This is a genomic window from Lentibacillus salicampi, from assembly GCF_004565465.1.
GTDB classification, from domain to species: domain Bacteria; phylum Bacillota; class Bacilli; order Bacillales; family Amphibacillaceae; genus Lentibacillus; species Lentibacillus salicampi.
This window is the reverse complement of record NZ_SRHY01000016.1, coordinates 1-15,723: the sequence shown is the minus strand read 5'-3', so window position 1 is coordinate 15,723 and position 15,723 is coordinate 1. Positions and strand designations below refer to the sequence as shown.

The 15,723-nt window shown below is 40.6% G+C and carries 17 protein-coding genes and 1 pseudogene; 16 read left to right on the top strand and 2 right to left on the bottom strand.

Going from position 1 to position 15,723, the window contains the following annotated elements; translation table 11 throughout:
* The first annotated feature begins 103 nt into the window (after positions 1-103).
* From E4U82_RS10585 to E4U82_RS10545, 10 genes are all read left to right on the top strand, one after another.
* Positions 104-739 (top strand): YczE/YyaS/YitT family protein, encoded by a 636-nt coding sequence (locus E4U82_RS10585; protein WP_245183558.1) that lies wholly within the window; start codon positions 104-106, stop codon positions 737-739.
* A gap of 82 nt (positions 740-821) precedes the next feature.
* Entirely contained in the window at positions 822-974 is a 153-nt protein-coding gene (locus E4U82_RS10580) for a small acid-soluble spore protein P (protein ID WP_135110168.1), read from the top strand.
* Between the two features lie 487 nt (positions 975-1,461).
* Positions 1,462-2,244, top strand: a complete 783-nt coding sequence (locus E4U82_RS10575; protein WP_135110167.1) for an ABC transporter ATP-binding protein — start codon at positions 1,462-1,464, stop codon at positions 2,242-2,244.
* On the top strand, positions 2,241-3,995 hold the full coding sequence (locus E4U82_RS10570) for a putative ABC transporter permease subunit (protein WP_135110166.1): 1,755 nt from the start codon (positions 2,241-2,243) through the stop codon (positions 3,993-3,995). The genes E4U82_RS10575 and E4U82_RS10570 overlap by 4 nt, the downstream gene beginning before the upstream one ends.
* An 83-nt stretch (positions 3,996-4,078) precedes the next feature.
* The gene (locus tag E4U82_RS10565) at positions 4,079-4,285 is read left to right on the top strand and encodes a hypothetical protein (RefSeq protein ID WP_135110165.1); all 207 of its coding nucleotides are present in this window, start codon (positions 4,079-4,081) and stop codon (positions 4,283-4,285) included.
* A 166-nt stretch (positions 4,286-4,451) separates the two neighbouring features.
* Positions 4,452-4,820 carry a GNAT family N-acetyltransferase gene (locus E4U82_RS10560; protein ID WP_425339520.1) on the top strand — a complete coding sequence of 123 codons (369 nt, stop codon included), beginning with the start codon at positions 4,452-4,454 and terminating at the stop codon, positions 4,818-4,820.
* 1 nt (position 4,821) lies between these two features.
* Positions 4,822-5,208 carry a VOC family protein gene (locus tag E4U82_RS10555; protein ID WP_135110163.1) on the top strand — a complete coding sequence of 129 codons (387 nt, stop codon included), beginning with the start codon at positions 4,822-4,824 and terminating at the stop codon, positions 5,206-5,208.
* Positions 5,177-6,079 carry a phosphotransferase family protein gene (locus E4U82_RS10550; RefSeq protein WP_245183557.1) on the top strand — a complete coding sequence of 301 codons (903 nt, stop codon included), beginning with the start codon at positions 5,177-5,179 and terminating at the stop codon, positions 6,077-6,079. The genes E4U82_RS10555 and E4U82_RS10550 overlap by 32 nt, the downstream gene beginning before the upstream one ends.
* A 55-nt stretch (positions 6,080-6,134) precedes the next feature.
* Positions 6,135-6,284 carry a hypothetical protein gene (locus E4U82_RS19865; RefSeq protein WP_167751382.1) on the top strand — a complete coding sequence of 50 codons (150 nt, stop codon included), beginning with the start codon at positions 6,135-6,137 and terminating at the stop codon, positions 6,282-6,284.
* A 501-nt stretch (positions 6,285-6,785) separates the two neighbouring features.
* Positions 6,786-7,811: a polysaccharide biosynthesis protein gene (locus tag E4U82_RS10545; protein WP_135110162.1), complete on the top strand. Its 1,026-nt coding sequence runs from the start codon at positions 6,786-6,788 to the stop codon at positions 7,809-7,811.
* Between the two features lie 179 nt (positions 7,812-7,990).
* Here the strand turns inward: E4U82_RS10545 and E4U82_RS10540 are convergent, their stop codons facing one another.
* Both E4U82_RS10540 and E4U82_RS10535 read right to left on the bottom strand, forming a co-directional pair.
* On the bottom strand, positions 7,991-9,115 hold the full coding sequence (locus tag E4U82_RS10540) for a polysaccharide biosynthesis C-terminal domain-containing protein (RefSeq protein ID WP_135110161.1): 1,125 nt from the start codon (positions 9,113-9,115) through the stop codon (positions 7,991-7,993).
* Positions 9,116-9,986: 871 nt separating this feature from the next.
* Positions 9,987-10,847: a phosphotransferase family protein gene (locus E4U82_RS10535; RefSeq protein WP_167751381.1), complete on the bottom strand. Its 861-nt coding sequence runs from the start codon at positions 10,845-10,847 to the stop codon at positions 9,987-9,989.
* 479 nt (positions 10,848-11,326) lie between these two features.
* Here E4U82_RS10535 and E4U82_RS10530 point away from each other — a divergent pair, with 479 nt between their 5' ends.
* The 6 genes and pseudogenes from E4U82_RS10530 to E4U82_RS20285 all read left to right on the top strand — a co-directional run.
* Positions 11,327-11,833: a hypothetical protein gene (locus E4U82_RS10530; RefSeq protein ID WP_135110159.1), complete on the top strand. Its 507-nt coding sequence runs from the start codon at positions 11,327-11,329 to the stop codon at positions 11,831-11,833.
* A 708-nt stretch (positions 11,834-12,541) separates the two neighbouring features.
* The gene (locus E4U82_RS19860; RefSeq protein WP_167751380.1) at positions 12,542-12,682 is read left to right on the top strand and encodes a hypothetical protein; all 141 of its coding nucleotides are present in this window, start codon (positions 12,542-12,544) and stop codon (positions 12,680-12,682) included.
* 132 nt (positions 12,683-12,814) lie between these two features.
* Positions 12,815-13,825, top strand: a complete 1,011-nt coding sequence (locus E4U82_RS10525; RefSeq protein WP_425339519.1) for a zinc-dependent alcohol dehydrogenase family protein — start codon at positions 12,815-12,817, stop codon at positions 13,823-13,825.
* Between the two features lie 109 nt (positions 13,826-13,934).
* Positions 13,935-14,900, top strand: coding sequence for a LacI family DNA-binding transcriptional regulator (locus E4U82_RS10520; RefSeq protein WP_135110157.1), 966 nt, complete (start codon positions 13,935-13,937; stop codon positions 14,898-14,900).
* 92 nt (positions 14,901-14,992) lie between these two features.
* Positions 14,993-15,364, top strand: a complete 372-nt coding sequence (locus E4U82_RS10515) for a PH domain-containing protein (RefSeq protein WP_167751379.1) — start codon at positions 14,993-14,995, stop codon at positions 15,362-15,364.
* A 141-nt stretch (positions 15,365-15,505) separates the two neighbouring features.
* A pseudogene (locus E4U82_RS20285) lies at positions 15,506-15,592 on the top strand (type I methionyl aminopeptidase); the annotation flags it as partial.
* Positions 15,593-15,723 lie beyond the last annotated feature (131 nt).

Genomic DNA, 15,723 nt, shown 5'->3' with positions numbered 1-15,723 from the left:
TTTTCTTTTAACAACCTTTGTTACACTGTAGTAACGGTTTGCTAAATCTTGAAGCGTACCAACACTTGAGCGTTGTGAATCAATACAGAGAGGAGTGATCATCATGCGGCTGATTCGTGCAGGCGTGCATTTTTATCTGATCGGTCTGATCATCCTGACGCTTGGCATTGCATTAACCATCCTGTCAAAAATGGGTGCTTCACCGTATGATGCGCTTCTGGTCGGGCTGCAACGGACGTTTGGGCTGACGGTCGGCAGTTTTGAAATCATTGTTGGTTTTACGATGGTCCTGGGGAATGCCCTGGCAGAGAAAAGGCGGCCGGAGTTTTTTGCTCTGATCACCTCATTCGTGACTGGTATCGGCATAGATATGTGGCTGTTTTTGCTTGGTGACGTCGTGACACCTGCCACGTGGTATGGTGAATGGGCGGCACTTCTGCCGGGTACGATCCTGATGGCGCTTGGTGTGGCATTTTATCTCCAGTCGAAAATCGCGCCAAACCCGATGGATCGCTCCATGCTGGTCATATCGAAGCTGACTGGCTGGAATGTTTCCTGGTCCAGGGTGGCCATCAGCATTGTGCTTGTCATGGCGGCGTTTATTTTTGGCGGGGCGATCGGTATTGGTACGTTGATCAACGCACTGTTTTCCGGCTTCATCATCAGTTTCTTTTTACCATATGTACGGATGTTCAAAAGCAGGAAGCGATATAAACATGGCGGGCATATGATTTCCTGATTAATGGTTTGCACCGGTCAGCTGTATAGATTCGTTTTCCTCGTCAAAAGCTATGTGTGAAACAGAAAAGGAGGAAAAGATGATGGGCGGAAAACCTAAAGGACCGAAACAGCAGGAAAAGCCGGACTTGCCAAAGAGCCCGCAACAGCCGTATGGCGAACCATTGCAAGGCTCCCACAAAGTGAAGCAGCGGAACCATTCACGGCAAAAACAGAATCCGCATCATGATATGTAAGCAGGCACACAATAGCACGCAAGCTGTTGTGTGCTATTTTCTTTTTGTGGTATGCTGCCGCCAACAGTCATACGGTTAGATGAGGTGGTGGAATTGAAGATAAAGGAATATAATCATGCCTGCCCACCCTCACTGCAGCGGCAAAAGGCGGAGGAATAGCTTGCTTTATCAGCAGGCTGTTTTTTTGGCCGATCGGGTGATATTCGATTAAATTTGCGCTGTAGATTCACGCGAAATTTCAGCAGTCTTGAGCGGTCCACTGTAGAATGAGGGGCAATCGCTATAGTTTGAAGCAAAATCGCTATAGACAATTAATTAAATTTTTCCGTTTCCATCATAAATCAGAAAATCTTTGCTATAATGAATCCAAGATTTATCCCGCATGTAACTGGCAGTAAGCCCCCAAGAACCGGGAGATAACTGTCAGTAAGATCCGATTCTGCTCGTGCTTGCACGATGAGATTTCACTTAACTGGGGAGGAATACAATGGAAAGCGCATCAATCAAACTTACGAATCTCGCAAAAACATACAGAAAACATGAAGCTGTAAAAGCTCTGAATCTTGAAGTCAGCAAAGGGGAATTACTCGGATTTCTTGGACCGAATGGTGCGGGGAAAACGACAACGATTAAAATGCTGACCGGACTGCTGGAGCCGACAAGCGGTTCTGCTCAAATCAATGGCATCGACATTTGGAAAAACCCGCTCAAAGCAAAAGAGAAAATCGCTTACGTACCAGATCAGCCCAATCTTTATCCGAAATTGACGGGGTGGGATTATCTTGAATTTGTTGCGTCCGTTTTCCGGATTCCAAAAGATCAATTTCAGTCCAAAGCAAATGAGCTGCTACAAATCTTCAGCCTCACTGAACAGGCGAATGACTTAATCGAAAGCTATTCGCACGGGATGAAACAAAAAATCGCGATATGCGGTGCGCTCACGTCAGAACCGGATGTCTTATTTATGGATGAGCCGACAGTCGGTCTTGATCCAAAGAGTGCACGCAGTCTGAAAAATCTGCTTCGTGAGCTTTGCGATAATGGCATGACAGTCTTTCTGTCCACACACATCCTTGAAATTGCCGAGCAAATGTGTGACCGGGTCGGGATTATTTTCGAAGGGGATATCATTGCCCTTGGCACAATGGATGAATTGAAAGCAGGTGAACACGTTGGTCAAAGTCTGGAAGATATTTTTCTTGAATTGACTGGCAGCGAGGATCAACAGGCTATCATCAGTGAAATTTCCGATGACGGTGATGCCAAATGATGAAAGCGCTATTGAAAAATCAGTGGAAAATCTTTCTGAATACCATGAAATCACAGCCCGGAAAAAATTATTTCAGCTATTTGGTTATGTTCGCGATATTTGCTCTCCTGCTGTACTGGTTTTCGGCAGGTATTTGGACCATTGCTGGTGCCATTACTGGGCCAGTTTTTGCTGGTGTTTTGTCATATGGATTTTTATTAGTTATTGGATTTATTATTCTGTTAGGATTGCCGCAAGTGTTCAAGCACCTTTACTCGGCGACAGATCTTAATTTGCTGTTTACGATGCCGATCCCGACAAAGTATATTTTCTGGGTTAAATATTTACAAAGCTTCGTTGGCATTCCATTATTGGTATTTGTTCTTTATATCGTTCCATTGTTTGTATATGGAGCTTTTATCAATGCTAATTGGCTGTATTATCCAGTTGTTTTGCTGGTGCTGTTATCAGTTGCCGTGATTGGTCTGTCGATTGCGTACTTGTTTAATTTGTTGCTGGTGCAAGTTGTTCCGGCAAGTAAGGCAAATGAATTTATGACGGTTATGAGCATGTTATCAGGCGTATTAGTTTATTTATTGTTCATGATCCCGAACACGGTAAATGATCGTCCGTTATCTGAACTGATTTTGGCCGGACTGCCGCTGTTTCCGGAATGGGTACCGGTTACGTGGGCGAGTGATGCCGTCGTTAGTGCGGTCACCGGCTCCATTGATTTTCTCATACCATTGCTCATGATCGTAGTACTCGCCTCCATTTTCTTCATCTTCACATCGACATTGGTCGAGCGCGGTTTCCGGACTGGCTGGGTAAAATTGAGCGAAGGCAGCGGGAAAAAACGAAAAAAAGGTGCCGTGAAAAAGTCTGGCCCAAAACTCAATCATCCAATCGTCGCTGTTGGGAAAAAAGAATGGTATGCGATTAAACGTGATATGCGGGAATGGCTCGTGTTCCTGCCGTTTGTATTCTTTTTTGTATTTGGGATCATCGGCGCCCTGTCAGGCGGGGCAAGTATCAGTGATCTACAGGGTCCAAATGAGATAACCTGGCCGATCACGCAGGCCGTTCTTTTGTTCATCTATGCGATGTTCAATGGGCAAATATCCAGTTCAACCATTGCCAGAGAGGCGAAATCGGTCTGGATATTGCGGATTTTGCCGTTGTCAGGCAAGGATATCGCACTAGGGAAACTATGGATCAGCTGGCTGCTGCCATTCGTACTTTTAACAGTGGTTGAGATTGTAATGGGACTGTTCTTTGGCTGGACACTGATTCAATTCATCAGTGGGATTGTTATGAAAGCTGTCATAACGGTAGGTATCAGCGGCATCGGGATGTGGCTTGGTACAATCGGCGCCAAATACAATCCGTCCAATCCGCAGAACAGGCTGAAGTTCGGGACAGCGATCATTCTTATGATTGTTTCGTATGTGTATCTGTTCTTTGCATTGATTCCGTTTGTTATGCTGCTGATCCCGGTTGAGACAATGGACTTTGCACAGATGGTCAGTCAGGATATTGATGGATTTTTCGGTACGGTAGCCGGATTCGTTTATACCGTATTGAGCTGGAAGGCAGCAAGTCCGGTAATGGTCACAATCGTGGGGATTCTTTTGATGCTCGTTATTTCCCTGGGTGTCGCTTACGTCTTTACTATGATGAGCGCGCGAAAGATCAACCAGGGAATCGATATCGAAACGGTGCAGAATGTGAAAACAAAGCCGTCATTCGGTAAGAAACCAGGCAGTCTTTAAGAAGGGAGGCGCGTGTTTCCTTTTCGCATCCTGAGTTATGAGAATTTTGAGGTATCATGAAATGAAAGCACGGAGGTGATACGATGTCAGCTATTTCCGGAATAGGGATCGTGCTTACATTATTGATTTATGGGGTCGCCTTATACATAGCATATCTCGTCATTACTGTGGCTGTCAGATATGGCATCGACCATTCAGAATTGGGGAAAATACTGAAAAAGAAGTATGGCGATCAGGAAAAAGCGGAAAAATTTCATCCCAAAGATGATTTGGATAAGGATAAAAGGTAAAGGAGGCAACCAATCAATGAACATCAGAAAAGCAACCCCAGGAGACGCTGCGGGCATTGCAAAAGTCCACGTTGACAGCTGGCGGACAACTTATAAGAATATTGTGCCTGATGAATTTCTGGATAGTTTGGATTATGAGGACCGGACCAAACGCTGGGAAGAGAATGTGACCCAAAGCAGCGTATATGTTGCAGAAACCGGCGACGGCAAAATTGTCGGGTTTTCAACAGGCGGCAAGGAACGTGGGGGTAAATATGCTGGTTATGATGGTGAACTTTATGCCATCTATATTTTCGAGGAATATCAGGGAGGAGGGCTGGGCAAAAAACTTGTCAAGCCAATCGCTGACGAACTTATACAAGACGGATTCAAATCGATGCTGGTATGGGTGCTGGAAGACAATGCTGCCAAGTACTTTTATGAGAAACTGGGCGGCCAATATATCGATACAACGGATATTACAATCGCCGGTGCTGAGTTGAAAGAGATCGCATATGGCTGGCCGGTTCTTAATGAATTGGCGAAAGAGGGCTAATATGAATTTTAAAGAATTTGGAACGATTCTATTCGTTGAAAATTATGATGCATGTATTGATTTTTACAAACATAGATTACAGATGGATGTCCGAAATGTGAAAGAATCGCTGGTGACGTTTAATGTTTCCGGTGGGTACCTGATGGTGGAACAGGGTGGTTTTGGTTCTGCAAGTGAGAAAAACAGGCAGCAGAATCCGACTGTCCTGAGATTTGATACAGCATCGCTTGATGAGGCGGTCAGCACATTGGAAAAACGCGGTGTTAATTTTATTAAAAAGAGAATCGAGTTTGAATGGGGTACGATTGCGGTTTTATTGGATCCTGATGGCAATCGGATAGAGATAGGTGAAATAAATGAAACAAGTGGTTCATATAGAAGGAAGTGACAAGATGAAACCGCACTATATTAATAGAATAAAAGAAGTTTATCCGGATTTAGAGATCGAAAAGGCAGAAGTCAATGACATCGGCCAAAATAATGACGTGTTGATTGTAAATGATTCACTCATTTTCCGTTTTCCCAAATATCAGGCGGGGATTGATAATATGTTGAAGGAAACAGACATATTGCAGAAGCTGAAAGCCGACAAGCATATTCCCGCCCCTGTTCCAATTTATCAATCATTCGAACCACTGGAGTTGGGAAACGTTTTTACAGGTTACCGTATGATTGAAGGTTCACCTTTATCCGGCGAAGAATTCAGGGAATGCGCCGATGATCTTATCCTGAAATTACGATCGCTATCTTTAGTGAATGTTCTTATCAGATTGCATGCTTTCCCGGTGGATGAATTTGCAGAGGGGCCGGCCGCTATCCACGATGAATACAAGGATTTATATAATAGAATTCAGGTAAACCTTTATCCGTTCATGCGTCATGATGCGCAGGAGAATGTATCGAAGCTTTTTGAGGATTTCTTTAACCGGATTGATGATTTTTATTTCACGTCAGCTCTGATACATGGTGATTTTGGTGCATCCAATCTATTGTGGAACTCAAAGACATTTGAATTAGCAGGTATCATTGACTTTGGTGAATCTGGTCCGGGTGATCCAGCTTATGATTTTGCAGGCATTCTGGCAAGTTACGGCTATGACTTTTTCAAACGCTGTATTGACAACTATCACAATGATGATCCCGGCATGGAGAAGCGTGCCGTTTTCTATCAAAAAACATTCGCACTGCAGGAAGCCTTGCATGGGGTTGAGAATGGTGACAGCACAGCATTTGCGAGTGGAATGAGGGGGTATATGTGATTGCCGGTATATAATTGTCAATGATAGCACAAATTTTGTTTGGAGGTGCAGCAATATGTGTAAAGAGCAAGATAATGATATATCAGCTATTCAGGAAAAACGGACAGAAAACTCCTCAAAAAAGATGGAGACCGCTGCAAAACAAATCCGGAATAGTAGAAATGATAAAATAGCTCTTACAAATCTGCAGGAGCAACTGGATTAAAGTGACACGGAGATTAAAAAAGCGGGACCGGATCATTCATAATCAAAACCGTGAAATGATTATGATTCCTCTTTTCTAATAGGGCTACTAATAGTTCAGTGAAATTTCCGTTAATTAGGAACCAACCTGGCACTGCCTCTCTTGCTTCCTCGTAATCTTCTAAGGGTCATTCTTATTTGACTTTTCCTATAATACCAATCGAAATGGCCGAACTTCCAAGTAAATCCGCCTTCCGCATTCACATTAGACCCACAGCAACTGCCTTTTTTCCCTTTAAATAAGCAAATATCATGTACAGTCTATTATCTTATTCATACGTTATGGTATAACCCATTTGAAATAATAATTTGGATGATTCAACAGGGGATGGAATGCATCATTACAGGATGCCTGATATTCAAACGAAACCCTGTTAGCCTAATCCACAACTATGTTCGATTGTACCTATTTGCCTGATGATATAAACAGTAGGCATGATAGCTTGAAGGGAGTTGTTGAAATGTGTTTCGAAATACAATAATACTGGTAACCGGGGGGACAGGTTCATGGGGACATGAACTCGTCGGTAAGCTGCTTTCATTTCAACCAAAGGAAATAAGGGTCTTTTCGCGTAATGAATTTGCTCAGGTGAAAATGAAACGGACATTTTCGGATAACCCATATTTAAAATTTGTCATTGGTGATGTAAGAGATTATGAAGCAGTGAATGAAGCGGCAAAAAATGTCGACTATATATTCCATCTGTCGGCGCTCAAACATGTACCGATATGTGAAGACCAGCCTTCGGAAGCGTTAAAAACCAATGTAAATGGTACGGAAAATATTATCAAAGCAAGTTTAAATCAAAACGTAAAAAAAGTCATTGATGTTTCAACAGATAAAGCTGTTGAACCTATTAATTTTTATGGACTGACCAAAGCAATCGGTGAAAAACTCATCATCCAGGCGAATCAATTAAGCAATCATACACGTTTTGTCTGTATCCGCGGCGGTAATGTGATTGGAACAAATGGCAGTGTCATCCCGTTTTTTAAAGAACAAATTGAAACCCATCATACAGTTCCGCTTACATCTAAGGAAATGACACGCTTCTTCCTGACGGTTTCGCAAGCGATTGATTTGCTGTTACACGCGTCTGAAAAGGCGATTGGCGGCGAGATATTTGTCATGAAAATGAAAGCATGCCGGATTGTCGATTTAATTGACGTTCTGGAACGACACTTTGCTGCAAAAGAAATTGTCATGAATGAGATAGGGATTCGGCCAGGCGAAAAACTCCACGAAGTATTAGTATCAAATGCCGAATCCCGAAACACGTATAAGTTTGATGAAAACTACTATGTGATTCTACCTGTCAATGCATCGGGGGAGATCAAGGAAAGGTACGAGAATTTACCAAAGGTCACCTTCGAACAGTATCAATCCAATGATGAATTAATGTCAGCCAACGAAATTGAAGCAATTTTGACGGTAGCAAATTTCATCCCGCATGAAACTAAGAATAAGCCTCCAACTTCAAGAATATAAGGTGAATCCAAAGAGTATCAGCAAGGGTCGCCTCCAGGTAAATGCCCGATCCTGTTCGGGCCTGCATGATGCAGGTCACAAAGGCAGGAGGTGACGCCCCACAAAAAATCCCTTACCACTGTTATTGTGATAAGGGATTTTTTGTATGTTTTTCGCGTTTATATACACAGTTCTCATTCTTACCGTTCGTCCGGCTTGACACGCAATCGAATGGTATCCGGATTATCCGGATCAAAGAGTTCATTGGCCCAAAACAAAACGGTTATTTCGTGATCCGTTATATTTTCAATCGAATGGGTATAGCCTGGCGGGATATCGACGATTTCAATGTTTTGGTCTGAGATGGTGTAAGTGATCACTTCATCAGAACCGATCTTTCTCAAGTGAATGTCTGCCGCTCCCTTGATGACACAAAACTTTTCTACTTTTGTATGATGGTAATGATTCCCCCTGATAACTCCTTGGCGTGATGTTGACATGAAAATCTGACCGGCATGACGTGATTTGACTAATTCAACCAGGCTACCCCTTTCATCTTGATGTGCAGGCAAATTATATGAAAAATTGTCCGGGTCTAAATAGGATAAATAGGTCGTATATAAACACTTGGTTAATTTATCGGATAAGTTAGGTATGATCAATGATGTTCGTATGTCTCTTATTTCGTAAAGCTTTTTAGCCAGTTCCCCTACTGTTGTATGAAAGGATTGATTGATAGGATAATAGAGTGTTTCATCTGTCTTATGTTGGTCAAGACAATCGGTAAAACTGTCAACAACATCGTCAATATAGACCAGCTCAAGCGGTTGGTTCACATCATGAATGTCGATGTCCCGTCCGTGAGCCAGTTCATGACAAAAAGTTGCAACAACCGAATTATAATGCGGTCTGGACCACTTACCAAAGACACCTGGCAGCCGATAAATGGTTACGTCTGCACCGGTCTTCAAACTATAATTTTTCAATACCTCCTCGGCGGCTTTTTTACTTGACCCATATGGTGTATCACGTTCTGCTTGAGTGGAGGACGAAAAAACGATTTTCGGCGTTTTATGGTGCTCTTTTAAATAGGTGATGATCGTTTCAGTAAGCCCTCTATTGACGCTCGCAAATTCCTCATTGTTTTGCGGTCTGTTCACCCCTGCCAGATGATAGATAACATCCGTATCGGTTAAATGCTCATATAGAAGTGACAAGTCGTCACCGTGATGGTATTGGCTGACACTGACATCTTCTTCTCTATTTAATCGTTCAATCAAGTTTTTGCCGATAAATCCGCCTGCACCAGTTACTAATACGTTCATGTCAGGTCCCTCCCTTCCGTTTGTATCCTTTAGGTATGATTGTCTTGTCAGGCAATCGTTCAACACTAAGAGGATTCTTCTACATATTATGGGTTACTCGAATATACGTGCAAAAACAGGGCATAGGCGATACTGTTAAATGAAAAGGAGATAGACAGGTATGACAGATTTATATATTCATACGAAAGATTGGATCAATCAAAATACTCCGGAAAATAAAAGATGTTTATAAGGAATTTTATACAAATGAAGCCATAAGATTTACGCCTTCGAAAGGGGACCCTCCGGAATGGGTTGATTGGGTCCACCCACCACAGTTTGGAAAGGACCGCACGTTTGGCAAGTCCTATGTTGTAAAGGTTAAAAACGGAAGTATATGGATGTGACAAGGGGGAAGGCATTGACACCTGATCAAACGTGCCTGCAAGACATGGTCTTTCGCCTCTTTTGGCGATATTTTAAAGACCGCAGCTAATAAAACCCCCTCGCCCGGCGTTTATTATGGAAACCTGGGCGTCCTGGCCTGGGCCAGGCACACCAATTACTGGCACTGGCTGCATGATACGCTGGGGCGCTATCATTTGCTGCAAAGAAGCGGTTATCAGATTGATAAATATGTCCTGCCACCTTTGAAATTGCATTTCAGCGGGAAACGGTTAAAATGATCGGCATCCCTGAGGATAAGATTTTGCAGCTTACGCCCGGAAAGCACCTGAAGGCAGAATTGCCAATACCGGATCCAGAGCACATGAAGTGGTCAAAAACCTTGTGGTGGATGTGAAAAAATTGGGGAGGGTTTTGGAGGATGAGGGAATAGATTAGGTGCCTGGCGTAATCACCTAATTTCCAGTCGGAAGCGTAACAATCTGCACTAATTATATGACATGAGCTTTGTAAATCTTGATAGAGCAGCGTTCCAGTCAGCTCCGCTCTCGTTCCGCACCGCATGTAGCCATTCATGAAAGGCCGGCTGCGCGCCATAGAAGGCTTTAGCCCGGTGGTAGATCGCATCCTTAGACTCGATTCCATCATAGAAGTACAACACTTTCTTCGTAAAATCAGGCCCAAAATGCCAGTAAAAACCAGCAAAATCAAACGCCGGATCGCCAATCTGTGCATCGGTGAAATCGATAATACCATTGACTTTCCCGTTATCGCAAAGGATATTTGATGTCGTCAGGTCCCCGTGTATAATGGTCTGCGGAAATGTCAGTGAAGGGATGTCATTCAAAAAGTGCGAGAAAACATCTGATATTTTACATTGCTCAGAGCTACCCAAATATGGAAAGACCTCTTTTACGACGGATTCATATAATTCATGCCAGTATCCATATGTATGGTATGTTTCAAGCTGCGAGTGATCAGGATCCAAATGATGCAATTTGGTTAAAAAATCACCTAGCAATGCTGCATTGTGGTCACTAGCCGGCCCGTCTTTAAATGATGCGCCTGTGATATAATCATAATACACACATGTGATATCGTCATTTCCGTCGGATAATAGCCTATAGTCAGGGATCTGCAGCATTGGTTTCTGTTGACGCAATTGCCGTAATAATACCGCCTCAGATTTCACCCTGTCTGCAATAGCTTTATTTTTGGGGAAGCGGAAAACAATGGCATCATTTATAATCAGAATGTTGTTGTCCCATCCTTGAGAGTTCATATTAACACTTTCAATTTTTAGCTCAGGAAACGTATTTTTGATAAAACGGATTTTTTCGCTTGCCACCAGCATTTCCCCCTTCAAAGGCAATCTTCCTTCTTCCTTGATATAAGTTTTGAAATCATACCAATCATGGTAAAATGGACACAGGAGACGTATAAAGACGAAAAAAATTGATGCGCAAATAGCTGGTATACTTGAGGTTAGTATACAACAAAAAATCAGTTGTTTGAATTTAAAGCAGATGATTAAAATGAAACTGAGACAACTGTAGCAGAAGATGTTGAAAAATATCCAAAGTTATACTGCAAGCAAAAAAGGATATAGAAGAAGGGAAATACATCACTTCAGATGAAATACGGAAAAGTCAAATATAATATGAATATAAGTTACAATTGCTGGAACGTATTGAAGAAAAAATACGCATTCTTGACCCAAGCACGCGTGTTGACTGATAATAATGATTTTCCTCAAACGGGCCATTTAATGGAATAAAGGTGAAGAATTATTTAGTGAGTTGTGATTTTTAATATAGGGGGAGTACTGTGACAAAGAAGGATTGGCTAGAAATTTTTAGTACACTTGGGGATAAGGATTTTTTTGATATTCTAACGATTATAGCTAGTGTAGTATCTCCATTTTTATTATTAATTTCTATTATTATTAGTTACAAATCAGCGAAGGTTAGTGAGCAATCTGTGAAATTAAATAAGGAAATGTACTTAGTTCAGAAAAGGGAAAGAGACGAAAGCTTTTTACCTATATTCATGATTGATAATTTTTCACTTGGACCAGAAAGAAATTACATTACCTTTGATCTTGTAAATAAAAACGACAAAGATATAGTTCCTAGGCATGCCGGCAGTGAATCCCCTGCGGAAATTTATGATTGGAAAAAATCTGATCATGTGATTAAATTCACTGTATATGACGATTATCATAATAAAGATCATTTGAAATTATGGCTTTACTATACGACACTAAATCACAAAGAAATTAATTCAAAATTAGTTTTACGAATTATAGATGGTGATCTGGTAATACAAGAATAGAGTGCTTTCGAAACACGTATTCATTTCTCGGGCCATATTGTGAAATGGAATAACTTGAATTGGGGAAGAGGTTTCACTAAATGAATAATCCAAGCGAAGAAGCACCAAAGTGGGGAATGTCACTAACAATTTTAATACTAGGTATCCTTTTTTTAAACACCGATATTTCTTATACTATTACAATCGATTTTATTCGTTAGTGCTTTTATACTAATATCATGTCACCGTCTATTTCTTCCGCATTAAATTCGTTTAATGTATCTATCAATTCTTTTTCTAATCACGGCTACCCCAATATAGTTGTCTCCCACAAAAATTACAGGGTAATTGATGGGGGTTAGCAATAAACTTTTCGTATTACTCAATCCAGTGCGCTTTTCTCTGACATTAGGATATATGGTATCCGCGCTTTGTTCTTCTGTATTTCCATCCGAATCCGACGGGGCGCATGCCGAAACACACAGAACCACGACCAATATAAGAAACACAATATCAAATACAAAAATCAAAAACAAAAGGTGGTTTTTTAATTGGCACTGTTTTTTTCTTACTGCTTTTAATTCAAAACTTCTTTGACAACAACAAAATGAAAGGGAAGAACTGGCGTTGGAGACGCCAGAGTTGAAAAAAGTTATAATCACGTTGAATTTTTAAGCCAGGACAAAGAAATGCGTTGATTATATGAAATACGTCAAAAGGCGCTGTTGGATGAACTTTCGATGTTGGGTAAAACTAGAAGGGGAAGAAGAGGTGACAATCAAATTATTAGCAGACGGAATGAGCATAACGAAGGTTGCAAAATTGAAAGGATTATCGGAAGAGGAAATTGAGAAATTTAATAATCAATAGGTCAATATTCTAAGAGAATTTTGAGCAGCAGAGAGCTGCTTGTTTTTATGTGGTCTTGCCACAACGGGCGCGATAACCGAATAAATATGTGCCGCAATAGAGCCAGATTGTTTAAGAACATAGAACTGTTTCATGACTGAAGGAGAGGGTTCCTTGAAAGCTAAATGTCTCGAATTCACTGAATTTGGCAACCCCCAAGAAGTACTTAAAGTTGAATATAAAGACATTCAACCTCCAAAGGAAAACGAGGTACTTGTACGGATGGTAGCCAGACCAATCAACCCATCTGATTTAATACCGATAAGAGGTGCTTACTCTCACAGAATTTCTTTACCAAATATTCCGGGCTATGAGGGAGTTGGAATTGTTGAAGACGTAGGTTCCTCAGTATCTCAAAGTCACGTCGGTAAGCGTGTTTTACCCTTAAGGGGAGAGGGGACTTGGCAGGAATTCGTTAAAACATCAGCAGAATACACAGTGACAATTCCAGATTCTATCGATGACTTTACAGCTGCACAAATGTACATAAATCCAATCACAGCTTGGGTCATCTGTACCCAAGAGTTAGGTTTAAGACCAAATGATATACTCTTAGTCAACGCCTGTGGCTCATCTATCGGGTATTTATTTGCCCAATTATCTAAAGTGCTAGGCTTCCGATTAATTGCGATAACCAGGAATGATAATTATTCAAAGGATCTAGAAAGACTTGGGGCTTCTTGTGTGATTAATACCTCTATCGATCCATTGCACGAAACAGTTATGGATTTAACTGAGGGGATTGGTGCCAATGCAGCTATTGATTCAATTGGAGGCCCAGATGGTAACGACTTAGCATTTTGCGTCCATCCTGAAGGTACTTTTTTAACCTTAGGTCTTTTATCAGGAATCCAAGTAGACTGGGCGAGAATTACAAATGAAGCAAAAGTAAATGCAAAGTTATTTCATTTACGGCATTGGAATAAAAAAGTCTCAATAGATGCTTGGCAGAAGACATTTAACCACTTAATAACATTGATCCAAGACAAAAAGTTAGGGCTTATGAGACCTGAATCATATTACAGCTTAACGGAAATACGGGAAGCTGTTCGGATTGTTGAAACCTCGGAAGGAAATCAAGGCAAGGTGATTTTAACGAATTGATAGAGATTGTTTATTTCGTTAAAGGACGCTTTTCCTTAATAAGGAATAGCATATAGTAATATGTAAAAAGGTCGTCTTTTAAATAATGTAACCAAACGGGAGAATAAAAATGGCTAATATAAAAGATATTGCAAGATTAGCCGGGGTGTCTGTTTCAACGGTTTCAAGGGTTTTGAATAACCATCCATATGTGGGTGATGAAAAAAGAAATAAGGTGGAACAAGTAATTGAGGAATTAAAATTTCACCAAAATCTAAATGCCATCCATCTTGTTAAAGGAAAAACGCTTACGGTTGGAGTTATCATTCCTTATATCGATCATCCCTACTTTCAGGCAATGGTGGGAGGGGTTATGAAAAACGCATTTATGCATAACTATTCGGTTCTATGTTGTCCTACAAGTTATGACAAAGAGGAAGAATTGAAATACCTCGATATGCTAAAGGGAAAGCACCTGGATGGTTTAATAATCTGCTCTCGTTCCAATGACTGGGATACAATTATTCCGTATACTGAATATGGCCCTATTGTAGCCTGTGAACGATTTGAAAAACTACCTTGTGCTTATACAGACCATTACGATGCATTTCTTACTGGTATAAATTATCTTATTGAAGAGGGTCATCAAAAGATCGGCTATTGCACTGGAAGAAAGTATAGTCTAAGCAGTAAAATGCGTTATGCTGCGTTTAAAGCAGCTCTTACAAAAATTGATCAGCCAATACAGTACTCTTGGATGTTCACAGATTGTTACACAATGAATGATGGAAAAAGAATAATTAACAAATTGCGAGATCTGAAAAGTATTCCAACGGCAATTTTAACAAATGGTGATGAAGTGGCTGCTGGTATGATATCCCAAGCTGAAATGAATGGATTAAAAGTGCCTGAAGAACTATCCATTATGGGATTTGATAATAACCCTATGTCAGAAGCCCTAGGACTGACAACTTTGGATTCAAACATAAAAGAAATTGGGGAACAGGCGTTTATGTTGTTCTATACCGATTCTAATGAGCAAATTAAAATTCCTTTTAAGTTAGTAAAACGTCGTACTGTCTCTACCCTAGCTTAAATTAAGATTAAACTCCTTGACCTGATAATGTTTTCATAAATTAAGCTTAATTCAAGCGCTTTAAAAACATTTTGGATTAAGGAGTGAGAACTGTGGAGAAATGGAGGAACTCATTATTATCACCTTGTGAACACATAATTGATGAAATAACAGCCACCTTTGAAGTAAAAGAAAATTTTGGAATAACTTATAAATTTGGCAATATGATTGCGACCAATAAGAGGTTAATTTTATATACCAAATTTCCTCTTTTTGGACTGAGGGAGACAACAGTTTATCATTATGAAGAAATTATTCGAATAGATGTAGTGAAATCTTTATTTTCATTTCACAATGGTGTTTCTGTTGCTGTGAAATTAGTTAACAAAGGAAATACGAAACTCTTTTTAGAAACAATCAAGCTTTTTTCAAATCATGCTCCAGGAATAAGGAATTTTCAGCAAAGTGACCGGGACGTGCTGTGATTTATTTAAATAAGAGAGGTGATTTGATGAATCCTTCAATTGTGGCTGCATTACTAGTAATCTTTATAGCTGCTATAGGTGTAAGTTCTAAAAAGAATTAAACGGGCGTAGGCGCAGTGGTAACACGTTGGATTCGAGAGAGGTGAGATAATTTCACAGAAAATATGTGATGTTGCCAAAGAAGCATTCGACGCTGGACTTGAGAAGGCAAAACCAGGTTCGAAAAAAATGGGCTAGGAGCCTTGGACAGAAGTATTTCAAAAAATCCCGCTTCATTTCACTACAACCTATTTTTATGTAAAAAAATGGAAATGATTTAAAAAAGGGTATGCCAAATAAGCTTCACGTTTATGTCATTT